This is a genomic window from Streptomyces daliensis, assembly GCF_054782395.1.
This window is the reverse complement of the sequence record NZ_BAAGSO010000136.1, coordinates 71500-98493: the sequence shown is the minus strand read 5'-3', so window position 1 is coordinate 98493 and position 26994 is coordinate 71500. Positions and strand designations below refer to the sequence as shown.

23 protein-coding genes are annotated in these 26994 nt (G+C 73.1%); 17 read left to right on the top strand and 6 right to left on the bottom strand.

Going from position 1 to position 26994, the window contains the following annotated elements; translation table 11 throughout:
* Positions 1-47 precede the first annotated feature (47 nt).
* Both ACYVOO_RS39260 and ACYVOO_RS39255 read left to right on the top strand, forming a co-directional pair.
* The gene (locus ACYVOO_RS39260; RefSeq protein WP_461020504.1) at positions 48-1160 is read left to right on the top strand and encodes a C40 family peptidase; all 1113 of its coding nucleotides are present in this window, start codon (positions 48-50) and stop codon (positions 1158-1160) included.
* 103 nt (positions 1161-1263) lie between these two features.
* A complete protein-coding gene (locus ACYVOO_RS39255) occupies positions 1264-2553 on the top strand; it encodes a hypothetical protein (RefSeq protein ID WP_461020503.1) in 1290 nt (429 codons plus the stop codon).
* Positions 2554-2635: 82 nt separating this feature from the next.
* On the opposite strand, the gene ACYVOO_RS39250 is transcribed toward ACYVOO_RS39255, so the two are convergent.
* Complete coding sequence (locus tag ACYVOO_RS39250) at positions 2636-4039, bottom strand: glycosyltransferase 87 family protein (protein WP_461020502.1); 1404 nt, start codon at positions 4037-4039, stop codon at positions 2636-2638.
* Positions 4040-4228: 189 nt separating this feature from the next.
* Between ACYVOO_RS39250 and ACYVOO_RS39245 the strand changes: the two genes are divergently transcribed.
* Positions 4229-5371: a glycosyltransferase family 4 protein gene (locus tag ACYVOO_RS39245; RefSeq protein WP_461020501.1), complete on the top strand. Its 1143-nt coding sequence runs from the start codon at positions 4229-4231 to the stop codon at positions 5369-5371.
* A 113-nt stretch (positions 5372-5484) separates the two neighbouring features.
* Here the strand turns inward: ACYVOO_RS39245 and ACYVOO_RS39240 are convergent, their stop codons facing one another.
* Complete coding sequence (locus ACYVOO_RS39240) at positions 5485-7293, bottom strand: AMP-dependent synthetase/ligase (protein WP_461020500.1); 1809 nt, start codon at positions 7291-7293, stop codon at positions 5485-5487.
* A gap of 415 nt (positions 7294-7708) precedes the next feature.
* On the opposite strand from ACYVOO_RS39240, the gene ACYVOO_RS39235 reads away from it, so the two are divergent.
* The 6 genes from ACYVOO_RS39235 to ACYVOO_RS39210 all read left to right on the top strand — a co-directional run bounded on the left by ACYVOO_RS39235 (position 7709) and on the right by ACYVOO_RS39210 (position 13453).
* Positions 7709-8470, top strand: a complete 762-nt coding sequence (locus tag ACYVOO_RS39235; protein ID WP_461020499.1) for a metallophosphoesterase family protein — start codon at positions 7709-7711, stop codon at positions 8468-8470.
* Between the two features lie 164 nt (positions 8471-8634).
* Positions 8635-9123 (top strand): SRPBCC family protein, encoded by a 489-nt coding sequence (locus ACYVOO_RS39230; protein WP_461020498.1) that lies wholly within the window; start codon positions 8635-8637, stop codon positions 9121-9123.
* 13 nt (positions 9124-9136) lie between these two features.
* Positions 9137-10528 (top strand): ArsA family ATPase, encoded by a 1392-nt coding sequence (locus ACYVOO_RS39225; RefSeq protein ID WP_461020497.1) that lies wholly within the window; start codon positions 9137-9139, stop codon positions 10526-10528.
* Between the two features lie 187 nt (positions 10529-10715).
* Positions 10716-11318, top strand: a complete 603-nt coding sequence (locus tag ACYVOO_RS39220) for a DUF5304 domain-containing protein (protein ID WP_461020496.1) — start codon at positions 10716-10718, stop codon at positions 11316-11318.
* A gap of 247 nt (positions 11319-11565) precedes the next feature.
* Positions 11566-12507, top strand: a complete 942-nt coding sequence (locus ACYVOO_RS39215; RefSeq protein WP_453346386.1) for an ROK family glucokinase — start codon at positions 11566-11568, stop codon at positions 12505-12507.
* 190 nt (positions 12508-12697) lie between these two features.
* The gene (locus ACYVOO_RS39210; protein WP_461020495.1) at positions 12698-13453 is read left to right on the top strand and encodes an endonuclease/exonuclease/phosphatase family protein; all 756 of its coding nucleotides are present in this window, start codon (positions 12698-12700) and stop codon (positions 13451-13453) included.
* Between the two features lie 35 nt (positions 13454-13488).
* Here ACYVOO_RS39210 and ACYVOO_RS39205 read toward each other — a convergent pair whose 3' ends face one another.
* Together ACYVOO_RS39205 and ACYVOO_RS39200 are read right to left on the bottom strand one after the other, a co-directional pair.
* Positions 13489-14121, bottom strand: coding sequence for a hypothetical protein (locus ACYVOO_RS39205; RefSeq protein WP_461020525.1), 633 nt, complete (start codon positions 14119-14121; stop codon positions 13489-13491).
* Between the two features lie 545 nt (positions 14122-14666).
* Positions 14667-15431 carry an alpha/beta hydrolase gene (locus ACYVOO_RS39200; protein WP_461020494.1) on the bottom strand — a complete coding sequence of 255 codons (765 nt, stop codon included), beginning with the start codon at positions 15429-15431 and terminating at the stop codon, positions 14667-14669.
* Between the two features lie 234 nt (positions 15432-15665).
* On the opposite strand from ACYVOO_RS39200, the gene ACYVOO_RS39195 reads away from it, so the two are divergent.
* The 5 genes from ACYVOO_RS39195 (at position 15666) to ACYVOO_RS39175 (ending at position 21007) form a co-directional block, all read left to right on the top strand.
* Positions 15666-16520 (top strand): lysophospholipid acyltransferase family protein, encoded by an 855-nt coding sequence (locus tag ACYVOO_RS39195; RefSeq protein WP_461020493.1) that lies wholly within the window; start codon positions 15666-15668, stop codon positions 16518-16520.
* A gap of 101 nt (positions 16521-16621) precedes the next feature.
* Positions 16622-17878 (top strand): MacS family sensor histidine kinase, encoded by a 1257-nt coding sequence (macS, locus tag ACYVOO_RS39190; RefSeq protein ID WP_461020492.1) that lies wholly within the window; start codon positions 16622-16624, stop codon positions 17876-17878.
* Positions 17879-17951: 73 nt separating this feature from the next.
* A complete protein-coding gene (locus ACYVOO_RS39185; protein ID WP_461020524.1) occupies positions 17952-18596 on the top strand; it encodes a response regulator in 645 nt (214 codons plus the stop codon).
* Between the two features lie 203 nt (positions 18597-18799).
* Positions 18800-19828, top strand: coding sequence for a 6-phosphofructokinase (locus tag ACYVOO_RS39180; protein WP_461020491.1), 1029 nt, complete (start codon positions 18800-18802; stop codon positions 19826-19828).
* Positions 19829-19984: 156 nt separating this feature from the next.
* Positions 19985-21007 carry a 2-hydroxyacid dehydrogenase gene (locus ACYVOO_RS39175; RefSeq protein WP_461020490.1) on the top strand — a complete coding sequence of 341 codons (1023 nt, stop codon included), beginning with the start codon at positions 19985-19987 and terminating at the stop codon, positions 21005-21007.
* Positions 21008-21013: 6 nt separating this feature from the next.
* On the opposite strand, the gene ACYVOO_RS39170 is transcribed toward ACYVOO_RS39175, so the two are convergent.
* A complete protein-coding gene (locus ACYVOO_RS39170) occupies positions 21014-23002 on the bottom strand; it encodes an anthranilate synthase family protein (protein ID WP_461020489.1) in 1989 nt (662 codons plus the stop codon).
* A gap of 283 nt (positions 23003-23285) precedes the next feature.
* Here ACYVOO_RS39170 and ACYVOO_RS39165 point away from each other — a divergent pair, with 283 nt between their 5' ends.
* Entirely contained in the window at positions 23286-24629 is a 1344-nt protein-coding gene (locus ACYVOO_RS39165) for a class II 3-deoxy-7-phosphoheptulonate synthase (RefSeq protein WP_453346489.1), read from the top strand.
* A 155-nt stretch (positions 24630-24784) separates the two neighbouring features.
* A complete protein-coding gene (locus ACYVOO_RS39160; RefSeq protein ID WP_453346377.1) occupies positions 24785-25051 on the top strand; it encodes a (2Fe-2S)-binding protein in 267 nt (88 codons plus the stop codon).
* Positions 25052-25062: 11 nt separating this feature from the next.
* Here the strand turns inward: ACYVOO_RS39160 and bfr are convergent, their stop codons facing one another.
* The gene (bfr, locus tag ACYVOO_RS39155; protein WP_453346376.1) at positions 25063-25542 is read right to left on the bottom strand and encodes a bacterioferritin; all 480 of its coding nucleotides are present in this window, start codon (positions 25540-25542) and stop codon (positions 25063-25065) included.
* A 210-nt stretch (positions 25543-25752) separates the two neighbouring features.
* On the opposite strand from bfr, the gene ACYVOO_RS39150 reads away from it, so the two are divergent.
* On the top strand, positions 25753-26376 hold the full coding sequence (locus tag ACYVOO_RS39150) for a sulfite oxidase-like oxidoreductase (protein WP_461020488.1): 624 nt from the start codon (positions 25753-25755) through the stop codon (positions 26374-26376).
* The last annotated feature ends 618 nt before the right edge of the window (positions 26377-26994 follow it).

Below are 26994 nucleotides of genomic sequence, written 5' to 3'. Positions count from 1 at the left end.
CGGCGCCGACCGGCGCCGTCCGCCTAGCGGAAGGAGCGCGTCCTCCAGTGGTCTCGCACCCGTCCCATCGACGTACCGGCCCCCGTGGCCCCGGCTGGACCACCAGGTTCACGGTCCTGTCGGCCGCCGCGGGAGCGGCGGCGGCGCTCGCGCCCGCGGCCCCCGCGGGCGCGCGCCCCGGGGACGACCAGACGTCCGTCTCGCGCCCCGCGCTCAACTCCCGTATCGACCGCCTCTACGAGCAGGCCGAGGCCGCCACCGAGAAGTTCAACGGCGCGGCGGAGCGCACCGAGCGGCTGCGCGAGCAGGTCGACCACGCGCAGGACCGGATCGCCAGGACCCAGGCCAAGGTCAACCGGCTGCGGAACGCGCTGGGCGCCCTGGCGGGCGCGCAGTACCGCTCGGGCGGAGTGGACCCCTCCGTGACGCTGCTGCTCTCCTCCGACCCCGACGGCTACCTCGACAAGGCGGCCACCCTCGACCGCATCAGCAGCCGCCAGGAGGACCGGCTCGCCCAGTTCGGCGGCGCCCGGCGCGCGCTGGAACAGCAGCGGGAAGAGGCGGGCGGGAAGCTCCTCCGCCTGGAGCGTCAGCAGAAGGCGCTGAAGGCGAGCAAGAACGAGGTGCGCGAGAAGCTCGCGGCGGCCAGGAAGCTCCTCAACCGGCTCACCCCGGAGGAGCGCGCCGAGCGCGAGCGCGCCTCACGCGGCGGCGGCCGGGACGGCGGGCGCGGTGACGGGCGTGGCGACGGGCGTGGCGACGGGCGCGGCGGGGACGGGCAGGCCCCGGGAACGGGCGGCGGCAAGGCGTCCTCAGCGCGCGCGGCGAAGGCCGTCGCGGCGGTGCGCTCCGTCGTCGGCGCCCCGTACGTGTGGGGAGCGGCGGGCCCCAACGCCTTCGACTGCTCGGGCCTCACCCAGTGGGCGTACGCGCAGGCGGGCACGTCCATCCCGCGCACCTCGCAGGCCCAGGGCGCGACGGGGCAGCGGGTCCCGATGAGCCAGGCGCGGCCCGGCGATCTGGTGGTCTACCGGGACGACGCCAGCCACGTCGGCATGTACGTCGGCGGCGGCCAGGTGGTGCACGCGCCCTACCCCGGCGCCCAAGTGCGCTACGACCCCGTCGACATGATGCCGGTCTCCTCGGTCACCAGGCCCTGAGCCGGGGCCGCGAGGAGGACGAGAGCGAGGACGAGTACGAGGACGAGTACGAGGGCCCCGGCCGCAGGCCGGGGCCCTTTCGGCTGCGCATACGATCGTGCGTGTGGGCGCTCGGGTGCACAGGAGAAGCGGGACCGGCAGGTGGCGGGGCGCCCTGCTCGCCGTCGCGCTGCTGGCGGGGCTCTGCTCCTGCGGCGGCGCCCCCGACGAGGGCGCGGCGTGGCGCGACCGGCTCCAGAGCGTGCTGGACGCGCAGGCGACGGCCGTGCGCGCGGGGGACGAGAGCGCCTACCTGGCGGGCATCGCACCGGGCGCCGACGGCTACCGCGCCGATCAGCGCCGCGTCTTCGCGAACCTGGAGCGGCTGCCCCTGGCCGCGTGGTCGTACCGGATCACGCGGGTACGGGACACGGGCGGCGGCTCCGGCGGCTCCGGCGGTTCCGAGGGCTACGACGGCGCTGCGGCGCGCGCCGAGGCCGACGTGGAGCTGCGCTACCGGCTGCGCGGCTACGACCACTCCCCGGTGACAGCGACCGAGCGCTTCGCCTTCACGCGCGAGGACGGCCGCTGGTACGTCTCCTCGCAGCTCTCCGGCGGCGACCGCCAGTTGTGGGACCAGGGCCGGGTCACCGCCGTGCGCGGCGAGCACAGCCTCGTGCTGGGCGTCGGAAGGGACAGCTCCGAACTGCGCGCCCTGGCCCGCGTCGCCGACCGCGCCGTACCGGCCGTGAACGCCGTCTGGCCGCGCTCGTGGGCGGCCCGTGTGGTCGTGGAGGTGCCCGGGTCGCTGGAGCGGATGGCGGAGCTGCTGAAGGCGCCCGCTTCCTCGTACCAGGGCATCGCCGCCGTCACGACGGGCGAGGCGGGGGCCTCCGAGGACGCGCCCGCCGACCGGGTCGTCGTCAACCCGGACGCGTACGGGCTGCTCAGCGAGGACGGGCGGCAGGTCGTGATGACCCACGAGACCGTCCACGTGGCCACCCGGGCCCACACCTCCGACGCGACCCCCCTGTGGCTGTCCGAGGGCCTGGCCGACTGGGCCGGTTACCGGGGCACGTCCCGTACGCCCCAGGAGGCGGCCCCCGAACTCGCCCGCACCGTCCGCACGGACGACGCGCCCCGCGCCCTGCCCGACGACGCGGACTTCCGCTTCGGCAGCGACCCCGAGGCACTGGGCCGCGCCTACGAGGGCGGCTGGCTGGCCTGCCGCATGGTCGCGGAACGGTGGGGCGAGGGCCGCCTGATGGAGCTGTACCTGCGGACGGGCAGGGGCGAGGAGAAGCACGAGGGCGACGGGACCGGCGTGGACGGGGCGCTGCGCGAGGTGCTCGGGGTGACGAAGGGGGAGTTCACGCGGCAGTGGCGGGAGTATGTGCGCCAGGAACTGTCGTGACGAGCCCGGACCGGCCGGTTCGCCCCGCCCGTCCCGCCCACCCCGCCTGCTCAGCCCGCCCCGGTTACCGCGCCTGCCCCGGTTACCCCGCCAGGAGCCGTTCCCCGCGCGGTGGAGTGGGCTCCCCGGAGCCGTCGGCACCGGCCTCGCGCGCCCCGCGCCGGGGCACCGTCGCGCGCCACAGGCCCGCGCAGGCGAGGAGCGAGGCGGCGACGAGCAGGCCGTTGCGCAGGGACAGGACGAAGATGCCCTGCCAGTCGCTCGCGACGACGTGCGCGAACCACAAGGGGAACTCCAGCAGCGTCACCCCCGTCGCCACCAGCACCAGCAGCGCCGGCACGGTCTGACGGCTGCCGCGCACCGTCAGACAGACAGCGGCGAGGCCGACCAGCCAGATCATGTACTGCGGCGAGATCACCCGGCTCGTCGTCGTGAACAGCAGCACCGCCGTCAGCGCGGCGTCCGCCGTGGTGCCCGCGTGCCACTCCACGGCGCGCAGCCGCCACAGCAGCAGCCAGCCGAAGGCGAGCGCCGTCAGCAGGAGGGCGGCGTCGCTGACGACGTTGACGTAGGGGCCCAGGAACTCCACGGAGCCGTAGTTGAGCAGCACCTGGCCCTCCCAGCCGTAGTGCCGTGCCACGTGGAAGACGAGGGAGCCCAGCGACTCGACCTCCGTGCCGCGGTCGCGCTGGAAGCCCAGGAAGGCGAAGGCGCCCGGCATGGCGGCGACGAAGGCGGCCGAGAGTACGAGGACCGTGACCAGCGCCGTCACCCAGGAGCGTCGGGTCCACCGCCCGCGCGGCATCCCCAGCAGCAGCAGGACGGGCCACACCTTCAGCATCGCCCCGAAGGCGGCCAGCGCGCCCGCAGCGCGGGGGTGCCGCGCGGCGGCCAGCAGCGCGGCGACGGCGACGGCGGTGACCATCAGGTCGTAGCGCGCGTAGGCGGTCGGCCCGAGCAGGGGCACGCCCGCGACCCAGGCCCAGGCCCCGGCCCGCCGCCCGCCGGGACGGGCGCCCCCGTACAGCAGCAGCCCGAAGGCCACGGCGTCGGTGGCGCAGGCCAGCACGAAGAAGGCGGAGGCGTAGTCCAGTGGCAGCGCGCCGGGGGAGAGGACGGCGAGCGCGGCGGCGGGCGGGTACTGCCAGGTGACGTCGTCGAACGGGAAGGTCCCGGTCCGCAGGACCTCGAACCAGCCTCGGTAGATGACGGAGATGTCGCTCGTGACGTCGGGTCCTGGCAGCGTGAACACCTTGAAGACGCACAGGAGCAGGACGGCGCGGGTGGCGGCCCAGACGGCGACGGCGGCGGCGAGCCCGCCACGACGACGCCCGCGCTCGTGCCCGTGGCCCAGGGCCTCGGCCTCTTCCCCGTCCACCGGGCGTCTGTCCCGGTCGGCGCCGTGGTCCGCGGACAGGGCCGCGTCCGTCGGCGGCTCGTCGGCCTCCGCCTCTGGTGTCCGATGGTCCCCGCCGCCCTCGGCCATGCCGGTCCGCCCGCCTCACCGCTCGTGTGTTCTGTGCCGACGGTCCATCATGCCCGGTGGGGCGCGTGGGAGGCCACGCGGGCGCCCGGCGCTCTTCACGGGAGCCCCGTCCGGGCCCAGCCGCCTCCCCCGTGCGCCCCCGGAGAGGCCCGGAGCGCGGCCCACAGCCACCGGGTACTGTCGGCGGCGATGGACAAGACCCTGATCGTCACCAACGACTTTCCGCCCCGCCCCGGCGGTATCCAGGCGTTCCTGCACAGCATGGCGCTGCGTCTCGACCCCTCCCAGGTCGTCGTCTACGCCTCCACCTGGAAGCGCGGCAGGGAGGGGGCGGAGGCCACGGCGCGCTTCGACGCCGAGCAGCCGTTCACGGTCGTGCGCGACCGCACGACCATGCTGCTGCCGACGCCCAGGGTCACCCGTCGCGCGGTCGCGCTGCTGCGCGAGCACGACTGCCGCTCGGTCTGGTTCGGCGCCGCCGCGCCGCTGGGCCTGATGGCGCCCGCGCTGCGCAGCGCGGGCGCGCGGCGCCTGGTCGCCACGACGCACGGGCACGAGGCGGGCTGGGCGCAGCTCCCCGTCGCGCGCGGGCTGCTGCGGCGGATCGGCGAGGGCACGGACACGGTCACGTATCTGGGCGAGTACACCCGCTCGCGCATCGCCCGCGCGCTGACCCCCGAGGCGGCGGCCCGCATGGCGCAGTTGCCGCCCGGCGTCGACGAGAAGACCTTCCATCCCGGTTCGGGTGGCGACGCGGTACGCGAGCGGCTCGGCCTCACCGAGCGGCCCGTGGTCGTCTGCGTCTCGCGGCTGGTCCGGCGCAAGGGGCAGGACACCCTCGTCCGCGCCCTGCCGCGCGTCCTCGAAGAGGTGCCGGACGCGGTGCTGCTGATCGTCGGCGGCGGCCCCTACCGCGCCGACCTGGAGAAGCTGGCCGCTGAGACCGGAGTGGCCGACTCCGTGCGCTTCACAGGCCCCGTGCCCTGGGAGGAGCTGCCCGCGCACTACGGCGCGGGCGACGTGTTCGCCATGCCCTGCCGTACGCGCAGGGGCGGCCTGGACGTGGAGGGGCTCGGCATCGTCTATCTGGAGGCGTCGGCGACGGGGCTCCCCGTCGTCTCGGGCGACTCGGGCGGGGCCCCTGACGCGGTGCTCGACGGCGAGACCGGCTATGTCGTGCGGGGCGGCGAGCCCGGCGAGGCCGCCGAGCGGATCGTCACCCTCCTCCAGGACCCCGTGCTGCGCGCCCGCATGGGCGAGCGCGGCCGTGCCTGGGTGGAGGAGCGCTGGCGCTGGGACCTGCTGGCGGAGAAGCTGCGCGCCCTGCTGTGACGTGACCCGGGCGCGGGCCCACTACGGAAGGGATGTGGGCCCGCGCCCGGGTCACGGGTCATGGGTGCGGCGCGCGGGGTCAGGGCCCCGCGCCCGCTCAAGCTCTCAGGACGTCAGGAGGCGTAGAGCGCCTCGATGTCGTTGGCGAAGTCCTTCGCGACCACGCCCCGCTTCAGCTTCAGCGAGGGCGTGATGTGCCCCGACTCCTCCGTGAACTGGGTGCTCAGGACGCGGAACTTGCGCACCGACTCCGCCTTGGAGACCGCCGCGTTCCCGTCGTCGACCGCGCCCTGCAACTCGGCGAGCAGCTCGGGGTCGGCGAGCAGCTCGGGGTGGGAGAGGCCGCTCTTGCCGTGCTCGTCGGCCCAGCGCGGCAGGAACTCCTCGTCGACGGTGAGCAGCGCGCCGACGAAGGGGCGGCCGTCGCCGACCACCATGCACTCCGCGACGAGCGCGTGCCCCCTGATGCGGTCCTCGATCACGGCGGGGGCGACGTTCTTGCCGCCCGCCGTCACCAGGATCTCCTTCTTGCGCCCGGTGATGGCGAGGTACCCGTCGGCGTCCAGGGTGCCGATGTCGCCGGTGTGGAACCAGCCGTCGGACAGGGCCTCCTCGCTGGCCTGCTGGTTGTTCCAGTAGCCGGTGAAGAGGTGTTCGCCGTGCAGCAGCACCTCGCCGTCGTCGGCGATCCGCACGACAGAGCCGGGCAGCGGCTGGCCGACGGTGCCGATCTTCTGCCGGTCGAAGGGGTTGAACGCGGTGGCGGCACAGGACTCCGTCAGCCCGTAGCCCTCCAGGACGGTGAAGCCGATGCCCCGGTAGAAGTGCCCGAGCCGCTCGCCGAGCGGCGCGCCGCCCGAGATGGCGTGGGTGGCACGGCCGCCGAGGACGGCGCGCAGCTTGCTGTAGACGAGGCGGTCGAAGACCTTGTGCTGGAACCGCAGCTTCAGCGACGGGCCCGACGGGTCGTCCTGGGCGCGGCTGTAGGCGATGGCCGTGTCGGCTGCCTTGTCGAAGATCTTGCCCTTGCCGCCCGCCTGGGCCTGGGCGCGGGCCGAGTTGTAGACCTTCTCGAAGACGCGCGGGACCCCGAGGACCATCGTCGGCCGGAAGGAGCCCAGCTCGTCGGTGAGGGTCTTCACGTCCCCGACGTGCCCCAGCTTGATCGGCGCCATCACCGCGGCGACCTGCACCAGCCGCCCGAACACGTGGGCCACGGGCAGGAAGAGCAGCACGGAGGACTCGCCCGTACGGAACAGGGGCCGCAGCCGCTCGACGACGTTGCCGCACTCCGCGAAGAAGCTGCGGTGCGTGAGCACGCAGCCCTTGGGGCGGCCCGTGGTGCCTGAGGTGTAGACGATGGTGGCGGGCGAGTCCGCGTTGGCGACGGAGCCGCGCTCGTCGGCCGTCGCGTCGCTGACCCCGGCGCCCTCCGCGATCAGCCGGGGGACCGCGCCCTCGGACGGCGCGGGCGTCTCGATCTGCCACACGTGCGCGAGCGCCGGCAGGTGGTCGCGCACCGACTCGACGGCCTTGAGGTGGTCCTCGGTCTCGACGAGGGCGGCGACCGCGCCCGAGTCGCCCAGTATCCAGGCGATCTGCTCGGGCGAACTCGTCTCGTACACGGGCACCGTGACGCCGCCCGCGCTCCAGATCGAGAAGTCGAAGAGCGTCCACTCGTAGCGGGTGCGCGACATGAGCCCGACGCGGTCACCGGGCTGGACACCCGCGGCGATCAGGCCCTTCGCGGTGGCGCGGACCTCGTCGAGGAACGCGGCGGCTGTGATGTCCTCCCACCGCCCGTCCCGCTTGCGCGCGAGGACGGGAACGTCCGGGTGCTGAGTAGCGTTACGGCGGATGAGATCCGTCAGGTTTCCGTCTGCGGGGACCTCGTAGAGGGCCGGAAGGCTGAACTCGCGCAAGACTGCTGCTCCTCGTCGGCGCCGGACATGGAGGCCATCGAGGGGCGGCCTCCATTGGCTCGGTCCAAGACCAGTGGGGGATCTTGAAAGATTGACGGCCCGGACGTTACCCATCGGTACAGCCGTGGGGATAGGGGGTGACGCCGCATTGTCTTGTGCGTCACATGCCTCGGGGCTGCTGTGCGGCAGCCTAGTCCAGGCCATTGGCGACGGGGAAGTAACCGAGGCCGCACCTCCACGGCCCGTGCCCCGCCCGGCCACAGGCCCCTCACGTGCCCGCCTCCCGATCGCCCGCGCGCCGGTCGCGGGCGGGGCGTGGGCGGGGCGTGGGCTGGTCGTGGGCAGGGCGCGGGCCGGTCCCCGGCCTGCTCCGGCGCCCTCCCGGTGGCGTCCTCCGCCGATCTAGGGTGTGGCCATGCGAGTCCACGTAGTGAGCGATGTGCACGGCAACAGCCGGGACCTCGCGAAGGCGGGCGACGGGGCCGAAGCGCTGGTCTGCCTGGGAGATCTCATCCTGTTCCTCGACTACGCCGACCACTCGCGCGGGATCTTCCCCGACCTCTTCGGCGAGGCCAACGCCGACCGGATCGTGGAACTGCGCACCGCGCGCCGCTTCGACGAGGCGCGCGAGCTGTCGGCGAAGCTGTGGGCGGGCATCGACCGCAGGTCCGCCACGGAGGCCGCCGTGCGCAAGCAGTACGCCGAGCTGTTCGCGGCCTTCCCCGCCCCGACGTACGCGACGTACGGCAATGTCGACATGCCGCCCCTGTGGCCCGAGTACGCGGGCCCCGGTATCACCGTCCTGGACGGGGAGACGGTGGACATCGGCGGGTGGCGGTTCGGCTTCGTCGGCGGCGGCCTGCGCACGCCGATGCGCACCCCGTACGAGATCGACGACGAGACCTACGCGGCGAAGATCGCCGCGCTCGGCGAGGTCGACGTGCTGTGCTCGCACATCCCGCCCGAGGTCCCCGAGCTGTGCTACGACACCGTCGCGCGCCGCTTCGAGCGCGGCAGCCCCGCGCTCCTGGAGGCGGTCCGCGCCACGCAGCCGCGCTTCCACCTCTTCGGGCACGTACACCAGCCCCTGCACTCCCGGATGCGGATAGGCGCGACGGAGTGCGTGAACGTGGGGCACTTCGCCGCCACCGGGACACCGTGGGTGCTGGAGTGGTGAGGCGGCTGAGGCGGTGGCCCCAGGGCCGAGGGCCCGGGCGGAGCGGTCGAGGGCGGGGCATGGCCGCGCGGTAGCCTTCCTCGCAGATGACGGCAGTGACAAGCGGCGGCGACGCTCCGGGCGGTGCGGCACGGACCGGCGGAGCATTTGGAGGAGCCACGGCGATGGCGGAACACACCAGCTCAAGCATCACCATTGAGGCGGCGCCCGCCGCCGTCATGGGGGTGATCTCCGACTTCCCGCGCTATCCCGAGTGGACCGGCGAGGTGAAGGAGGCCGAGGTGCTGTCCGAGGACCGGGCGGGCCGCGCCGAACAGGTACGGCTGCTCCTGGACGCCGGGGCCATCAAGGACGAGCACACCCTCGCCTACGAGTGGATCGGCGCGCACGAGGTGCGGTGGTCGCTGGTCAAGTCCCAGATGCTGCGCTCCCTGGACGGCGTCTACAGCCTCACGCCCCTCGCGGGCGGCGAGCGCACCGAGGTCACCTACCAGCTCACCGTCGACGTCAAGATCCCGATGCTCGGGATGATCAAGCGCAAGGCGGAGAAGGTCATCATCGACCGTGCGCTGGACGGGTTGAAGAAGCGCGTCGAGTCGGGCGGCGGGGCGGCGGACTCCGGCGACTCCGCCACCGGCCCCGCCAAAGGCTGAGCCCGCGGGCGACATGGCTGACGTGGGGGACGAGGACGGCTCCGGTCCGGCGGGCGACGGCTACGGCCCGCCCGGTGCTGACGGTACGGCCGACGGCCCGGCGCCGCGCACGGTGCTGGTGACCGGGCAGGGCGGCGCGGGACGGACGACGGTGGCCGCGGCGACGGCGCTGGCCGCCGCCCGCGAGGGGCGGCGCACGCTGTTGCTGAGCGCGGAGGCGCCGCGCGCACTGGAAGCGGTACTGGGCGCGGCGCTTCCGGCGCCGGGCGAGGACGCCACGGCCCCCTCGCCGTCGCCCGCGCCGCTCTCGCTCGCGTGCCCGGTGCGGGTGGCCGAGGGGCTGTGGGCGGCGCGCGTCGACGAGGGCGCGGAGTTCCGCGAACGGGCCGTCGCGCTCCAGGAGCAGGGCAGGACCGCGCTGGAGATGCTGGGCTCCGACGCGCTGGACGAGGACGAGCTGACGGAACTGCCCGGCGCCGACGTGTTCGCGCTGCTGCGGGTCCTGGGCGCAGCGCACGCCACCGGCGAGTGGGACACCGTCGTCGTCGACATGCCGCCCACGCCGCGCGCGCTGGCCGTACTGGCGCTGCCCGAGCGGGCACGCCGCTATCTGCGGCGCCTCGTGCCGCCCGAGCGGCAGGCCGCGCGGGCGCTGCGCCCGATGCTGGCCCAGTTGGCCGGTGTCCCGATGCCCGCGCGGTGGCTCTACGCGGCCACCGCGCGCTGGGACGAGGGGCTCGCGCGGGTCCAGCGTGCCGTGGAGTCGGCCGGGACCTCGGTACGGCTGGTCGCCGAGCCGGGGCCGCTCGCCGCCGAGGCGCTGCGCTCGGCGCGCGCCGGGCTCGCGCTCCACGGGCTGCGGATCGACACGCTCGTCGCCAACCGCCTGCTGCCCACCCGCTCTTCGGACAGCTGGCTGGCCGCGCTCTCCGGCGGCCAGCAGGCCGCGCTGAAGGAGCTGCGCGAGGAGTGCGAGGCGGACGGGGTCGTCCTGTCCGAGCTGCCCCACCTCGGCCGCGACCCGCGCGGCACGGCGGACCTCGCCCTGCTCGCGACGGAGCTGGGCGGCACGGGGCCGGGCTCGACGGTCCCGGATGTGAGGGGTCCGGATGCGACGGCTCCTTCGCGGACGCCCGAAGCGCCCGCGCCCGTCGTCGGACGGGTCGAGGACCGGCTCGGTGCGGAGGGGCTGCTCGTGTGGGTGCTGCCGCTGCCGGGCGCGCGCAAGGACGAGCTGGGGCTCGTGCGGCGCGGGGACGAACTGGTCGTCGGTACGGGGCCCTACCGGCGCGTGCTGCCGCTGTCGTCGGCGCTGCGCCGCTGCCGCGTCACCGGTGCCGCGCTGGAACGGGGCGAACTGCGGGTGCGCTTCGCGCCCGACCCTGACCTGTGGCCCACGCGTTGAGCCGCTGAGCCGTCGGCACCGGGGCACCGGGGCATCGGGGCACTGGGGCATCGGGAACCTCAACGCCGTGCGTCCGTTCGGGTAACGTCGAATCAGGACCGGGGACCCGGGCCGGGGCCGCCGTACCTGTTCCGCACCGTTCCGTCCTGTCCGTAGCACTCCCTTCCCGCCTCCGTAGGAGCCCGCAATGAGCGAAGCAGCCGAGCGCCCCTCCGAGGAGCGGGCCTCCAGGCCCGACGCGGACGCGTGGGCCACGGCCTGTGAAGAGGACCTCGCCGCAGAGAAGGCCCGCCGCCGTGCCCAGTACGGCGCGCCGCCCACCAACGCGGCCGACGAACTGCGGCGCCTCGCCGACGCCGTGTCCGAGCGGCTCTCGGGCCTCGGCGGGCCGCTGGGCAACGCGGCGGCCTCGGCGGCGGCGCAGGGAGTGGCCCAGCAGTTGATCGCCCAGGCGAAGGCCGCGATCGAGCCGGTCGTCGAGCGGAACCCGCAGCTCTTCGGGCACCTCGCCGCCGCCGGCAACGAACTGCTCGCCGCCTACCACTCCGCCGTGCACGAGGCCGAGCACCGCTGGACCGCCGAGCCCGGCAGCGGCTCCGGTACCGGTACCGAAGCGGGCGCGGGGGAGCGGGGCACCGCACGCGGCGGCCCCGAGCGGATAGACCTCGACAAGGAGCCCGAGCCGGGCGAGTCGGGCGAGCCGGGCAAGGGGCGCGGGAGCACGCCCGACGACGGCGGCCCCGACGACCCGTGGGGCGCCGGCGGCGTGGACCGCCCCGGCCACTCCTGACCACTCCGGCCACTTCTGACCACCTTTCTGACCACCTCGTCCACCCCGTCAGCCCCAGGGGCACGGCGACGATCCGGCGACGGGACGGTGACGCCGCGACGGAGCGGCGGTGACGGCCCGGTGAAGGCCCGGCGAAGCGCGGCGGCCTCCGATACGGGCGCCCGCACGGCCGGACACGGCCACGGCGCACAACCCCCCTCCGGTACGGTGGTCCACAGCGGGGTTCGACCGAATAACTGAGGGACACATGGGACTCACTATCGGCGTCGACATCGGCGGCACCAAGATCGCGGCCGGGGTGGTCGACGAGGAGGGCACCATCCTCGAAACCAGCACGGTGCCCACCCCGCCCACGGCGGACGACGTCATCGACGCGATCGCCGACGCGGTGCGCAAGGCCAGTGCCGAGTACGAGGTGGACGCCGTCGGCATCGGCGCTCCCGGCTACGTCGACGACAAGCGCGCCACGGTGCTCTTCACGCCGAACCTGAGCTGGCGCCACGAGTCGCTCAAGGACAAGGTCGAGCAGCGCATCGACCTGCCGGTGATCATCGAGAACGACGCGAACGCCGCCGCCTGGGGCGAGTACAAGTTCGGCGTCGGCACAGGGCACGAGGACGTCGTCTGCATCACCATCGGCACCGGGCTCGGCGGCGGCGTCATCACCGGCGGCAAGCTGCACCGCGGACGCTTCGGCGTCGCGGCGGAGTTCGGCCACATCCGGATGGTGCCGGACGGCCTGCTCTGCGGCTGCGGCAACCAGGGCTGCTGGGAGCAGTACGCGTCAGGCAGCGCCCTCGTCCGCTACGCACAGCAGCGGGCCACGGCCACCCCGGAGGCCGCCGAGATCCTGCTCGGACTCGGCGACGGCACCCCCGAGGGCGTCAAGGGCAAGCACATCAGCGAGGCGGCCAGGCAGGGCGACGCGGTCGCCATCGACTCCTTCCGCGAGCTGGCCCGCTGGGCGGGCGCAGGGCTCGCCGATCTGGCCTCCCTTTTCGACCCCGGCGCCTTCATCGTCGGCGGCGGCGTCTCGGACGAGGGCGATCTCGTGCTCGACCCCATCCGCAAGTCGTACCGCCGCTGGCTCGTCGGCAGCCGCTGGCGCCCGCACGCCGAGGTCCTCGCCGCCCAACTGGGCGGCAAGGCGGGCATGGTGGGCGTCGCGGACCTGGCACGCCAGGGCTGAGCCCGCCCGTACCGAACAGCACCGAACAGCACCGCATGGGCCCTGTCCGCGGGGTTCGTGGGGCCGCGCACGCCTGACGGGCCCGCCGCGACCCGTCGCGGGACCGTCAGGCGTGCCGTGTCACCGAGGTCTTACCGAGGCACCGAGGAATCCACCCGGAGAGCTGCGTCGAGGAGCGTGAGCCGAGCCGATGACACTCGCCGACCTGCCCGCCTCCACGACCGAACCCGACGGTTCGGCCGTGGTGCGCCTGCTCAGTTACAACATCCGCTCCCTGCGCGACGACAGGGGGGCGCTCGCCCGGGTGATCCGGGCGTGCGCCCCCGACGTCGTCTGCGTCCAGGAGGCGCCGCGCTTCTTCCGCTGGCGCAAGCACGCGGCCCGCCTCGCCCGCGAGACGGACATGGTCTACGTGACGGGCGGCGCCACGGCAACGGGGCCGATGATCATGGCCACGCTGCGGGCGACCGTCGAACGGACCGAGGACGTGCTCCTGCCGCGCACGCCCGGACTCCACCGCAGGGGCTTCGCCACCGCCGAGCTGCGCTTCGGGCCCTCGGCCAGGCTCGGGGTCCTCAGCTGCCATCTGAGCCTCCAGAAGGACGAGCGCTACGCGCAGGCCGGGGCCCTCCTCGACCAGCTCGCCACCATGGACACCCCGTACCGGGTGGCGGCGGGCGATCTCAACGACCGTCCCGGCGGCCGTGGCTTCCGCAGGCTGTCCGCCGCGCTCCAGGACGGCTGGACGGCCAAGCCGTGGGGCGGCGAGTACACGTCGACGCCCCGCGACCCCCACCAGCGCATCGACGCGGTCCTCGCGTCCGAGGGCGTCGAGGTGCTGGGGTGCGGGGTGCCGTACGGGCTGGCGGGCGTCACGGCGGAGGACCTGCGGGCCGCGACGGACCACCTGCCGGTGCTGGCCGCGCTGCGGGTGCCCGCCGCATAGCCCTCCGGGAGGGTCCTGGGCCTCCCTGGGAGGGCTCAGACGACCGCGCCGCGGCCGGGGTCGTCCCAGTCGTCATCGTCACGGCCGTCCCGCATCCTGGCCACCAGGGTGCCGAAGCCGCCCAGGAAGCCGCCGACGCCCAGGGTCACGATCCACCACGTCATGTCCTGCTGGAGCAGGATGGTCCCGAGCAGCAGCAGCGGGCCGCCGAGGACCGCGAGCCAGGCGAACTTGGTGGTCACGTCTGCGTCCGGCAGCGGCGGCGGCTCGGGCGGCACGAAGTGGCCCTCGTCCTCGCCCTCTTCGGGCGTCTCCCAGTCGCGTGGGCCCGTGCCCGCCGCGTAGACCGTAAAGCTGCGCACGGGCGACTCGCCGCTCCCGTCGCCGCCGTCCGCGGGGTCGGGGCGCTGCTTGGTGAGGGTGTCGCCGTCGGGCTCCCTGCGGTCGCCGCCCTGGCCCTGACCCTGGCCCTCGGAGGCGGACCCGCCCGGCTCGGCGGGCTCCTCGCCGTACGCGGCGACGATCGCCGCCCACGCCGCCTCCTCGTCCTCCGGCAACGAGACCTCCCCGCGCCGGTTCGGCCCGCCGCCCTCGGCGGCCCCGGGCTTCTCGGCCTTCTCCGCCGCAGGGCTGCCGCTGCCCGCGCCGGTGCCGCTGACTGCGCCCACACCGCTGTCCGCGCCCGCGTCCGCGCCGCTGTCGGTGCCGTTGACTGTGCCGCTCGCTGCGCCTGTGGCCGTGTCGCTCGCCGCGTCCGCGCCGCTGTCGGTGTCCGTACCGCTGTCCGCGCCTGTGCCGCTGCCTGCGTCCGTGTGACTGGTCGTGCCTGGCGCCGTGTCGCTGTCGGTGCCTGCGTCCGCGCTGCTGTCCGCGCCCGTGTCGCTCGCCGCATCCGTACCGCTGCCTGCGTTCGTGCCGCTGCCCGCGCCTGCGCCCGTACCGCTGTCCGCGTCCGCGCCGTTGACTGAGCCCGCGTCCGTGTCGCCGTCCGTGCCCGGTGTCGTGCTGCTGCCCGCGCCCGCGCCCGCGCCGGTGCCGCTCGCCGCATCCGTACCGTTGCCCGTGTCCGGCGTCGCGCCGGTTTCCGGGGATGCGGCAGGGCCCGTCGCGGTCCGGTCCTCGGAATTCTCGTGTCCCTCGGGCCCCTGGGGCCCGCCCCGCTGGCCGCGGGGGCCGTCGTCGTCGCCGTGCTCCGCGTCCGGGTTGCGCTCCGTCACTTGCCTGCCGTCTTCCTCGCCGCGAGCCGGGTGATGAATCCGTACGAGTCCGCGAAGACGCGCTCCGCGTCATGGTCCAGCGTGGCCACGTGGTAGCTGCGCTCCAGGACAGTCTCCGTCACATCGGTGGACGAGACCGAGCCGAGGATCAGCGCGGAGTCCGACGGCGGGACCACGTGGTCCGTCCTGCTGTGCAGGACCAGCAGGGGCTGCGTCACCTGGGGCAGCTCGCGGCGCACCACCCGGAAGAAGTCCCTCAGCGAGTACGCGGCGTGCGTCGGCATCCGCTCGTAACCCACCTCCCAGGAGCCCTCCTTGGCGATGTCGGACGTGATCCCCTTCGCCGAGCGCAGCAGGAATCGCCCCACGGGGAGCGCCAGGCCCTCCAGCCTGGGGAAGGTCGCGGCCGGGTTGACGACGGCGACGCCGCTCACCGCGTCGCCGTGCCGCGCCGCCAGGCGCAGGGCCAGCGCTCCGCCCATGGAGAGGCCGCAGACGAAGACCTGCTCGCAGCGCTCGCCGAGTTGCCGCAGCTCGCGGTCCACGGTGGCGTACCAGTCGCGCCACCCGGTCACCGCGAGGTCCTCCCAGCGCGTGCCGTGCCCTGGCAGCAGGGGCAGCGAGACGGTCAGGCCGCGCGCCGCAAGATAGTTGGCCCAGGGGCGCAGCGACTGCGGCGTGCCCGTGAAGCCGTGGCACAGCAGGACTCCCACCTCCGAACCGTCGTGACGCATCGGCTCGGCTCCGGCGAGTACGGGCACCTTGGGCCTCCATCTGGTCGTCGACGCCGGTCGTCGGCAGTCGTTCGTCGGCGGCCGGTCATCGGCCACGGCCCCCCGTGGCGCGGGTGCGCCCCGGACGGGCGAGGTGCTGCCACCCTACGCGCGCGCCCCGTCACCGGGTAGCTCCCGCTGCCGCTGCCCGGCCTCCCTACGGGGGCGGTCGTGCCGGGTGGCGAGATAGGGTCGTGCCCGTCGGATACAGGAGGTTGTCGGTTGTTCTACGGAGCGATGAAGCTGTCGGTCGGCAGCGGGCTCAAGCTCGCTTTCCGTCCCTGGGTCGAAGGGCTGGAGAACATCCCCGCCGAGGGGCCCGCGATCCTTGCCAGCAACCACCTCTCCTTCTCGGACTCCTTCTTCCTGCCCGCGGTGCTGGACCGCAAGGTCACGTTCATCGCCAAGGCCGAGTACTTCACCTCCCCGGGGGTGAAGGGGAAGCTGACGGCCGCCTTCTTCAAGGGCGTCGGGCAGCTGCCCGTGGACCGTTCGGGCGGACGCGGAGCGGGCGAGGCGGCGATCAGGAGCGGTCTTGAGGTGCTGGAGCGCGGCGAGCTGTTCGGCATCTATCCGGAGGGCACGCGCTCTCCGGACGGCCGCCTCTACCGGGGTAAGCCCGGTGGCCTGGCCAGGGTGGCGCTGCGGTCCGGGGCTCCGGTGATCCCGGTGGCCATGATCGACACCGAGAAGATCCAGCCGCCCGGCAAGGTCGTGCCGAAGCTGATGCGCCCCGGTATCCGGATCGGCGAGCCGCTCGACTTCAGCCGTTACCAGGGCATGGACCACGACCGCTTCATCCAGCGCTCGGTGACCGACGAGGTCATGTACGAGATCATGAAGCTCTCCGGCCAGGAGTACGTCGACATCTACGCGACGGCCGCCAAGCGGCAGATCGCGGAGGCGGCGAAGAAGCGGGCCGAGGAGGAGAAGGCCGCGCAGCGGGGTGCGGAGCGGGCGGGCCGCTCCACGGGCGCGAAACCGGAACCGGGGGCGGAGCCGGGAACGGAACCGGAACCGGAGCCGGAGCCGGACTCCCCGGACGACGGCAAGCAGCAGGGCGGGAAGGCGGCGTAGCCCGGGGCTGGGCGGCGCCGGGCGGTAGCGCGGCACCGGCGCACACGGGCGGTGACCGCGAACGCGCGTGACCAGGCGGGACCAGGGGGCGGGGCGGCAGCATGGCGATGAAGATGTCCGTGGAGCAGCCGCTGTGGCGTGCGCTGACGGGCTACCGGATCCTGACGCTGGTGTACGCGATCGTCGTGTTCGCCCTGGAGTACGAGGACAACGCCCACCCGGCGCTGGGCTGCGCCTATCTGGCAGCGCTCGCGGTGTGGACCTTCGCCACCCTCCCCAAGGTCTCCTCGGCCCGGCGGTGCACCAGGCCCTTCCTCGCCGTGGACCTCGCCTTCGCGGTCGGGGGCATCCTGCTGTCGCGCTATGTGGACGCCTATGACGAGGTCGGGCCGACGCTGCCCTCCATCTGGGTCGCGGGGCCCGTGCTGGCCTTCGCGATCAAGGGCGGCTGGCGCTGGGGCGCCCTGGCCTCGGTGCTGGTCGGCATCGCCAACTTCGTCGAGCAGAACTCGTTCTACCGCTCCACGCTGCACAACGCCCTGCTGGTCTGCGTGGCGAGCATCGCCATCGGCTACGTCGTCGAGGTCGCCCGCGCCAGTGAGCGCACCCTCGCCCGCGCCCTCCAGATCGAGGCGGCGACCCGCGAACGGGAGCGGCTGGCCCGGGACATCCACGACAGCGTGCTCCAGGTCCTGGCCATGGTCCAGCGCCGTGGCACGGCGCTGGGCGGCGAGGCGGCCGAGCTGGGCCGCATGGCGGGGGAGCAGGAGGTGGCGCTGCGCACCCTGGTCTCCAGCGGCATCGTGCCGGGGGGCGGGAACGGCGCGGGAGCCGACCGTACGGACCCGGGAGCGGACCCGGACCCGGCCCTGGAGCGGAACCCGGACCCGGACCCGGACTCCAGCGCCGGAACCGGCTCCGGGAGCGGCGGAGCGGAGCGGGCGCGCGATCTGCGGGTGCTGTTGTCCGCGTACTCCGGGTCCCGTGTGTCCTTCGCCGAACCCGGCAGCCCCGTGGTGCTGGAGGCCACCGCCGCGCGGGAGTTGGCCGCGGCCGTCGGCGCCGCGCTGGACAATGTCCGCGAGCACGCGACGGGCCCCGACGGGGAGGAGGCGCAGGCGTGGATCCTGCTGGAGGAGGAGCCGGACGCGGTGGCGGTGACGGTGCGGGACGACGGCCCCGGCATCCCCGAGGGACGCCTCGCGGACGCGGAGGCCGAGGGGCGCCTCGGCGTGGCGCTGTCCATCAGGGGACGGCTGCGCGAGCTTGGCGGCACGGCGGAGTGGGTGTCGGTGCCGGGGCAGGGGACGGAAGTGGAATTGAGGGTGCCGAAGCATGACGGAACAGCCCATGACTGACGGGGTGCAGGGCGACCAGGCTCAGGACCGGGACCAGGCCCAGGGCCTGGACGGGGAGCGTCCGGTGCGGGTGATGGTCGTCGACGATCATCCGATGTGGCGGGACGCCGTGGCCCGCGATCTGTCCGAGGCCGGGTTCGACGTGGTGGGCACGGCCGGTGACGGCAAGCAGGCGGTGCGCCGCGCGCTGGCCGTCTCGCCCGATGTGCTGGTGCTGGATCTGAACCTTCCCGAGATGCCGGGCGTCGAGGTGTGCCGCGAGCTGGTGGGCGCCGATTCCTCGCTCCGGGTGCTGGTGCTCTCCGCGAGCGGCGAGCACGCGGACGTCCTGGAGGCCGTGAAGTCGGGGGCGACGGGCTATCTGGTGAAGTCGGCGAGCACGGCGGAGCTGCTGGACGCGGTGCGCAGGACGGCCGTCGGCGATCCGGTCTTCACACCGGGGCTCGCCGGACTGGTCCTCGGCGAGTACCGCAGGCTCGCCGCCGACCCCGAGCCCACGGCCCCCGACGAGCCGGGCGTCCCGCATCTGACGGAGCGCGAGACGGAGGTCCTGCGCCTTGTGGCCAAGGGGCTGAGCTACAAGCAGATCGCCGAGCGCCTGGTCATCTCCCACCGCACCGTCCAGAACCACGTCCAGAACACCCTGGGCAAGCTCCAGTTGCACAACCGCGTCGAGCTGGTGCGCTACGCGATCGAGCGGGGTCTCGACGGGGAGTGAGGCGGGGCGGCGACGGGGCGCCCGCTGCACGCGCCGTGCCCCGGCGCGTCTCCCGCGCGCCTCCCGAGGGTCCTTCGTACGAGTGATCGTGCACCGCCAACACCGCCCGCACGCAAGGGAATCGGGCGTTCGCCCCATCCCCATGTGACGTGGATCACCGTTAGCGTGGCCGCAGTCGCGTTCACGTGGAGAAGGGAGATCCCATGCGGGTCGGAGTGTTGACGGGCGGCGGCGACTGTCCCGGTCTCAACGCGGTCATGCGGGCTGTGGTCCGTAAGGGCGTCCAGAGGTACGACTACGACTTCCTCGGTTTCCGGGACGGCTGGCGCGGGCCCCTGGAGGGGGACACCACACAGCTCGACATTCCGGCGGTGCGCGGCACGCTGCCGCGCGGCGGCACGATCCTGGGCTCCTCGCGGACGAACCCCTTCAAGGAGGAGAACGGCGTCCGCCGCATCAAGGAGAACCTCGCCAAGCACGAGGTCGACGCACTGATCGCCATCGGCGGCGAGGACACCCTCGGCGTGGCCGCCCGGCTCACGGGCGAGCACGGCATCAAGTGCGTCGGCGTTCCCAAGACCATCGACAACGACCTGTCAGCCACCGACTACACCTTCGGCTTCGACACCGCGGTCACCGTCGCCACCGAGGCCATCGACCGCCTCCACACCACGGCCGAGTCCCATATGCGGGTCCTGGTCGTCGAGGTCATGGGGCGCCACGCGGGCTGGATCGCCCTGCACTCGGGCCTCGCGGGCGGCGCCAACTGCATTCTCATCCCGGAACAGCGCTTCAGCGTGGCCGAGGTCTGCGGCTGGGTGGAGTCCCGCTTCAAGGCCAGCTACGCACCGATCGTCGTCATCGCCGAGGGCGCCATGCCCAAGGACGGGGACATGGTGCTCAAGGACGAGTCGCGGGACTCCTTCGGACACGTCCGCCTCTCGGGCGTCGGCGAGTGGCTGGCCAAGCAGATCGAGTCGCGTACGGGCAAGGAGGCCCGCACCACCGTCCTCGGGCACATCCAGCGCGGCGGCACACCGACCCCCTTCGACCGCTGGCTGGCCACCCGGTTCGGGCTGCACGCGATCGACGCGGTGCGTGACGAGGACTGGGGCAAGATGGTCGCGCTGCGGGGCACGGACATCGTCCGCGTCCCCCTTGAGGAGGCCACCTCCAAGTTGAAGACGGTTTCTCCCGAGCTGTACGAGGAGGCGAACGTCTTCTTCGGATGACCCGGATCGTCGGCCGGATCTCCGGGCGGCGATACGGGGCGAAAGGCCGTATATTCGGGCATGCCCCGAATGTGCGGCCTCTCGCGCTTTCCGGGCCCGCCCGTCCCGTCCCTGTTCCCGCCCCCGTCACCACCCCCCCGTCCCGGGAGAAGCCCCGTGGAGATCCTCGCGTTCGGCGTGCAGGCCGACGAGAAGCCGCTGCTGGAGAGGGCCTGCGCCGACCGGGAGCACCGGGTCCGCTGCCTGGACGTGTTCCTGAACGGGGACACCGCGCCCCTCGCCGCGGGCCACGAGGTCATCACCGTCAGCGTCAACGCGCGGCTCGACGAGCGGGTGCTGCGCGTCCTCGCCGACGGGGGCACCCGGATGATCGCCCAGCGTGCCACCGGCTTCAACAACATCAGCCTGGACACCGCGGCCGAGCTGGGCCTCACCGTCGCGCGGGTCTCCTCCTACTCGCCGTACTCCGTCGCGGAGTTCGCCTGGACCCTCGCGATGGCGGTCAACCGGCGCGTCGCCCGCGCCGTGCGCCGCACCCGCGAGTTCGACTTCCGCCTCGACGGGCTGATGGGACGCGACATGCACGGCCGCACGGCCGGAGTGATCGGCACCGGCAGGATCGGCGAGGCGTTCACCCGCATCGCGCACGGCTTCGGGATGCGGCTGCTGGGCTGGGACGTACGCGAGAACCCCGCCTGCACGGCGCTGGGCATGACGTACACGGAGCTGCCCGAGCTGTTCGCCGCCGCCGATCTCGTCAGCCTCCACGTACCGCTGATGCCGGAGACCCACCACCTCGTCGGACGGGACGCGCTGCGCCGCATGAAGGACGACGCGCTGCTGGTCAACTCCAGCAGGGGCGGCCTCGTCGACACGGAGGCGCTGGTCGAGGAGCTGCGCGCGGGCAGGCCGGCCGGGGTCGGGCTGGACGTGTACGAGGCGGAGGAGGGGCTGTTCTTCCACGACAGGTCGCTCGACGTGGTGACCGACGACACCCTCGCCCGGCTGATGACCTTCAGCAACGTCCTGGTCACCTCGCACCAGGCGTACTACACGCGGGAAGCGGTCGGCCAGATCATCGGCACCACCGTGAACAACATCGAGGACTATCTCGCGGGCCGCACCAGCGAGAACGTGCTGGTGCGGCCCGGCGAGCCGTCGTCGTCCGGGCCCGGCTGACGCGCCTCAGCCCACGGCCACGGTGGCCAGCAGCCGCGCCACCAGCGCGGGCCCGTCCAGGGTGAGCACCGACTCCGGGTGGAACTGGAGGCTCGCGAACGTCGGCCCGCGCAGCGCGTGCACGTCGCCCGAGACCGGGTCCCTGCTCACCTCGACGCGGTGCAGCGCCAGCTCGTTCACCGCCTCCTCGTCGCAGCGCGCGGTGTAGGAGTTGTAGAAGCCGACGGTCTCCTCGCGCCCGAACAGGTCGATCCGCTCCTGCGCGCCCTGGTACGGGCGGTCCCTGCGGACGATCGTGAGGCCCAGTTCGGCCGCGAGCAGCTCGTGCCCCAGGCAGACCCCCAACAGCCCGTGCCGGTGCTCCCGCACCAGCTCGGCCGTCAGCCCGCGCAGCAGCCGCATCTTGGGGTCGGCCTCCTCGCGCGGGTCGCCGGGCCCTGGACCCAGCACGACGGGGCCCGGGTGCGTCAACGCCGTTTCCCGCAGCTCCGGCGCGTCGAAGCGCAGCACCCGCACGCCCGTTCCGGTGGAGCGCAGCAGGTGGGAGAGCATCGAGGTGAAGGTGTCCTCGCCGTCGACGACCAGGACCTCGCCGCGTGCCCGGCCCTCCCCGTAGCCGGGCGCGTTGCCGGCCGCCCCGGCCGCCCCGTCCTCCGTGCGCATCCGCAGCCAGAACGGCGCGAGCCCCGCGCGCCGCGACTCCAGCGCCGCCCGCACCCGTGGATCGTCCGCCAGCTTGGGCGCTGGCCCGCCCGAGGCCCGCGCCGGCGCCTCCCGCACCCCGAGCGCCGTCAGCACCCCGGCCGCCTTCGCGTGCGTCTCGGCGACCTCGCTCGCGGGGTCCGAGGCCCGCACGAGGGTGGCCCCCACGGGGACGCGCAGCCTGCCGCTCGCGGGGTCGATGTCGGCGGTACGGATCAGGATGGGCGAGTCCAGGCTCTGCGCGCCGCCCGCGTCGCGGCCGATCAGGGCGAGGGCGCCCGCGTAGTAGCCGCGCCCCGAGCCGTCCTCGCCCGCGGGCTCGTAGCGCTCGATGACGCGGCACGCGTTCTCGACGGGGGAGCCGGTCACCGTCGCCGCGAACATCGTCTCGCGCAGCACGGCGCGCACGTCCAGGGTGCTGCGCCCGCGCAGCTCGTACTCCGTGTGCGCCAGGTGCGACATCTCCTTCAGCCGCGGCCCCACCACCACACCGCCCCGGTCGCCGACGGTGCACATCATCTTCAGCTCCTCGTCGACGACCATCGACAGCTCCTCGTTCTCCTTGCGGTCGGCGAGGAACTCCAGCAGCCCTTCCACGTCGGGCCCGGCGGCCGGGTAGCGGTAGGTGCCGCTGATGGGATTCATGACGACGGTGCCCCCGCTCATCCGCACATGGACCTCGGGGCTGGCGCCGACCAGGACGCGGTCCCCTGTGTGCACCACGAACGTCCAGTAGGCGCCCTGCTCCCCGCACAGCAGCCGCCGGAAGAGGGCGAGCGCGTCGGCGCGCGAGAAGCCGGGGACCTCCCCGGCGAAGGTGCGCCGGATGACGAAGTTGGCGCCCTCACCCGCACCGATCTCGTCCTCCACGACGCGGCGCACGATGTCCTCGTACGCGGCGTCGGACACGTCGAAGGCCCCGTTCCCGACGTGGACGCGGTGCGCGGGCAACGCGTCCAGCGCCTCCGCCAGGGGAACCTCGCGCACCTCGCGGGGCACGAGCACGGCCAGCGGTGTGCCGTCGTCGCGCACGTCGAAGCCGCGCTCCCTGATCTGCCGGAAGGGAACGAGCGCGAGCGCGCCCAGCTCGCCGTCGGGGATGGCGTCGAGCCGGTCCACATGCTGGACGGGCCCGGTCAGCACCTCGACCAGGTTCTCGTCCCTGCCGGGGGTGCGCCGCCGCAGCAGCGCGAAGGGCGGCGCTTCCTCGGCGGTCAGCCGCTGGAGGAGCGCGGCGGTCCCCTCGGCGGGGTCCGGGACGGGGGCGGGGCGAGGCGTGGGTGGGTGCGGCATCCGGGGTTCCTCTTCCTTGTCACGTACGAGGAGGAACGGCCGCGGAAAACACGGAAGGCCGCCCCTCGGGCGGCCTTCGCGTCGGATCGGATACGCGCAGCTAGCGGGCCGCCTGGAGAGCGGTCCACCACCAGTTGCTGAGACGGGTCTGCGCGAACATGAGCGGCACCATACACCAGGCTTCCACCAGGCATCTCCGTGACGGGCGGGCGTGCCATACGTCTCAACCTTCGAACAGGGCGAAAACCCCTGGACACGACGACGTAATCTGGTGTGCGTGACTGTGAACGCCAAACCAGACGCCAGTGCGAACACCTGGCGAGACCTTCCCGCGGCGCAGCAGCCTGACTGGCCGGACCACGAGGCTCTGCGCGACACCATCGCCGAGCTCGAGTCCTATCCGCCCCTCGTCTTCGCGGGCGAGTGCGACCAGTTGCGTGCCCGGCTGGGTGCCGTCGCGCACGGTGAGGCGTTCCTGCTCCAGGGCGGTGACTGCGCCGAGGCATTCGACCAGGTCAGCGCCGAGCACATCAGGAACAAGCTCAAGACGCTGCTCCAGATGGGCGCCGTGCTGACGTACGCCGGGGCCGTCCCTGTCGTCAAGGTCGGCCGGATCGCAGGCCAGTACAGCAAGCCGCGCTCCAAGCCGACGGAGACCCGCGACGGCGTGACGCTGCCGACGTACCGGGGCGACTCGGTCAACGGCTTCGAGTTCACCGAGGCGGCCCGCAAGCCCGACCCGGAGCGGCTCAAGCGGATGTACCACGCGTCCGCCTCCACGCTGAACCTGGTGCGCGCCTTCACCACCGGCGGCTACGCCGACCTGCGCCAGGTCCATGCCTGGAACCAGGACTTCGTGAAGAACTCCCCTTCGGGGCAGCGCTACGAGGCGCTGGCGCGCGAGATCGACCAGGCGCTGAAGTTCATGCACGCCTGCGGCACGGACCCGGAAGAGCTCAAGACGGTCGAGTTCTTCTCGTCGCACGAGGCGCTGCTGCTCGACTACGAGTCGGCCCTGACCCGCACGGACTCGCGCAGCGGCAAGCTGTACGACGTCTCCGGGCACATGGTCTGGATCGGCGAGCGGACCCGGCAGCTCGACGGGGCGCACATCGAGTTCGCCTCCAAGGTCCGCAACCCGATCGGCGTGAAGCTCGGGCCGACGACCACGCCCGAGGAAGCGCTTGCCCTCATCGACAAGCTGGACCCGGACCGCGAGCCCGGCCGCCTTACCTTCATCACCCGGATGGGCGCGGACAAGATCCGTGACCGTCTCCCCGAGCTGGTGGAGAAGGTCACGGCCTCCGGCGCCAAGGTCGTGTGGGTCTGCGACCCGATGCACGGCAACACCTTCGAGGCGGCCAGCGGGCACAAGACCCGCCGCTTCGACGACGTGCTGGACGAGGTCAAGGGCTTCTTCGAGGTCCACAAGGGCCTGGGCACGCACCCGGGCGGCATCCATGTGGAGCTGACCGGCGACGACGTCACCGAGTGCGTCGGCGGCGGCGACGAGATCTTCGTCCACGACCTCCACCAGCGCTACGAGACGGCGTGCGACCCGCGCCTCAACCGCAGCCAGTCCCTGGACCTGGCCTTCCTGGTCGCCGAGATGTACCGCGACCAGTAGTCAGGGCGGCCGTTACGGACACCGGCACGGACAGCAGTGGGGCCCGCATCACACAGAGATGCGGGCCCCACACGCTTTTGTGGACATCGGCCGGAGGGTAAGGTTAGGTTAACCTCAGTGGCCGCTGGGCGGCGGTCACCAAGCCCTGGACGGAGGTGAGCCGCGTGTACGTCTGCTCCTGTTTCGGCATCACCGAGCAGCAGGTCCGCGAACACGCGGCGGACGGCGCCTGCACTCCGCGCCAGATAGCCTCGGCCAGCAAGGCCGGAACCGACTGCGGCTCCTGCGTACGCCGCATCCAGGGCCTCCTCGGACGCGGCACCTGCCCCAGGCGTGAACTGCTGGACAAGGGCGCGCCCGCGCTCGTCGCGGAGACGCAGAAGGCGCCGGAACCCCAGGACGAGGTCGCCGAGGCGGCCTAGCCGTCCCGCCGTCAGCTGTCCGGCTGCTCCACCAACTGGGCGATGTAGAGCGGCTCGCCCAGCTTCTCGACCAGTTCGAGCTGGGTGTCGAGGTAGTCGATGTGGTGCTCCTCGTCCGCGAGGATGTCCTCGAAGATGTTCGCCGAGGTGATGTCGCTCTTGTTGCGCATGACCTCGATGCCACGCCGCAGCCTGTCGATGGCCTCGGCCTCGATCTGGCGGTCCGCCTGGAACATCTCGGTGACCGTCTGGCCGACGCGGACGTGGAAGAGCCGCTGATAGTTCGGCAGCCCCTCCAGGAAGAGGATGCGGTCGGTGAGCCGTTCGGCGTGCTTCATCTCGTCGATCGACTCGGACCGGGTGTACTTCGCGAGCTTCGGCCAGCCGAAGTTCTCCTGCATCTTCGCGTGCAGGAAGTACTGGTTGATCGCGGTCAGTTCGGCGGTGAGCTGCTCGTTGAGGAACTCGATGACCTCGGGGTCGCCCTGCATGGCGCGGGCTCCTTCCAGGGGGCAGGAAAGTGGCAGGTGCGGTGCGCGCGCATCGCGCATCCTTGCACTGCCGCGGCAATTCGGTCCAGTAAGTGCAGGCTTACCGAATTTGCCCGAATTTACGACAGTGATCGCGTCACCCGGGATTCACCGTGAGTTCCCGGCAGGGGCGTGGTCAAGGGGGCCCGCGAGGTCTGTCACCATGGAGACATGGGTCAGCCGCAGAGCCGAGAAGGGGAGCAGTCGTCGCTTCCGCCCGGCCAGCGTCTTCAGCGCGGGTGGCCGGTCACGCACTACGGTCCCGTGCCGAAGTTCAAGCCCGAACGCTGGGAATTCCGGGTTTTCGGGGCCACGGCCGACGGCGAGAAGCGCTGCTGGAACCACGAGGAGTTCGCCGCTCTCCCTTACGAAACGGTGATCGGCGATCTGCACTGCGTGACCAAGTTCAGCATGCTCGGTGCGGAGTGGGGCGGGGTCAGCGCCCGAACGATCATGGAACTGGCGCCTCCGGCCGACGACGTCACCCATGTGATGGTCTGGGCCGAGTACGGCTTCAGCTCCAATCTCCGGCTCGCCGACTTCACCTCTGAGAAGACCCTCCTCGCCACGCACCGAGGGGGCGAGCTGCTGACCGCCGAGCACGGTTTCCCGCTGCGACTGGTCGTGCCGCACCTGTACGCGTGGAAGGGTCCGAAATGGGTCCGCGGCGTCGAGTACATGACCGCGGACCGCCGCGGCTTCTGGGAAGAACGCGGCTACCACAACATCGGCGACCCCTGGCAGGAACAGCGCTACTCCTACCAGGAGGCCCGCGGCGACGGCCCCGAACTCTGACGGCCCCTTCGCGGGGTGCGGATTGAAGTGGGGGTGCCCCCGTTCGTCGGGGGTGTTGCGCGGGACGGTTCGCCGGTGTGGTGCGCGATGTAGGGTCCCGCGCCAATTTTTGTGCCCCTGTCCGGGGGTGCCGTCATGTGGCTTGGCGCCGTGTTCGGCTGCCTGGCCGGTGGCTACGGCGCGGCGTGTGGTGCGGTGCTTTGCGGCTGGCGCCGCGTGATTCTGGGTTTCTGTTGGGGTTATGGGCGCGTGTTCTTGGGTGTCCGGTGCCGGGGTGGGGTGTCTCCTCGGCGTGAAGGTCTCGTCCTCGACTTTCCGCCGGTGACTTTCTCGACCTGCGGGGACACCCCACCCCGTCCCCGTCCCGCCGGTGGCCCCTGCCCGGTTCCGGGTCGGCTGACGCCCACACCCCAGCGCGGGACCTCCGGTCCCCCGCTTCACGGGGCGACCGGTCCCGCGCAACTCCCCCTGTCGGCGGGGCGCCTACCCGGTTGCCCCTTGGGCTCTCGTTCGCGTGCTGCGGGCCGGTGGCACGGGTTGTGCCCACCCTCCCCCAGCTACCGCTGGGCGGTGCCCCCTCGCCGAGCGGGACGCTTGCCCACAACGGTTGGAGCGGGC

Excerpts from the sequence above, each read along its gene's own strand:
- ACYVOO_RS39220 (WP_461020496.1), top strand. The coding sequence starts at position 10,716 with ATGAGCGAAGCAGCCGAGCGCCCCTCCGAGGAGCGGGCCTCCAGGCCC.
- ACYVOO_RS39225 (WP_461020497.1), top strand. The coding sequence starts at position 9,137 with ATGGCTGACGTGGGGGACGAGGACGGCTCCGGTCCGGCGGGCGACGGC.
- ACYVOO_RS39230 (WP_461020498.1), top strand. The coding sequence starts at position 8,635 with ATGGCGGAACACACCAGCTCAAGCATCACCATTGAGGCGGCGCCCGCC.
- ACYVOO_RS39250 (WP_461020502.1), bottom strand. The coding sequence starts at position 4,039 with ATGGCCGAGGGCGGCGGGGACCATCGGACACCAGAGGCGGAGGCCGAC.
- ACYVOO_RS39185 (WP_461020524.1), top strand. The coding sequence starts at position 17,952 with ATGGTCGTCGACGATCATCCGATGTGGCGGGACGCCGTGGCCCGCGAT.
- bfr (WP_453346376.1), bottom strand. The coding sequence starts at position 25,542 with ATGCAGGGCGACCCCGAGGTCATCGAGTTCCTCAACGAGCAGCTCACC.
- ACYVOO_RS39210 (WP_461020495.1), top strand. The coding sequence starts at position 12,698 with ATGACACTCGCCGACCTGCCCGCCTCCACGACCGAACCCGACGGTTCG.
- ACYVOO_RS39170 (WP_461020489.1), bottom strand. The coding sequence starts at position 23,002 with ATGCCGCACCCACCCACGCCTCGCCCCGCCCCCGTCCCGGACCCCGCC.
- macS (WP_461020492.1), top strand. The coding sequence starts at position 16,622 with ATGGCGATGAAGATGTCCGTGGAGCAGCCGCTGTGGCGTGCGCTGACG.
- ACYVOO_RS39215 (WP_453346386.1), top strand. The coding sequence starts at position 11,566 with ATGGGACTCACTATCGGCGTCGACATCGGCGGCACCAAGATCGCGGCC.
- ACYVOO_RS39235 (WP_461020499.1), top strand. The coding sequence starts at position 7,709 with ATGCGAGTCCACGTAGTGAGCGATGTGCACGGCAACAGCCGGGACCTC.
- ACYVOO_RS39150 (WP_461020488.1), top strand. The coding sequence starts at position 25,753 with ATGGGTCAGCCGCAGAGCCGAGAAGGGGAGCAGTCGTCGCTTCCGCCC.
- ACYVOO_RS39180 (WP_461020491.1), top strand. The coding sequence starts at position 18,800 with ATGCGGGTCGGAGTGTTGACGGGCGGCGGCGACTGTCCCGGTCTCAAC.
- ACYVOO_RS39245 (WP_461020501.1), top strand. The coding sequence starts at position 4,229 with ATGGACAAGACCCTGATCGTCACCAACGACTTTCCGCCCCGCCCCGGC.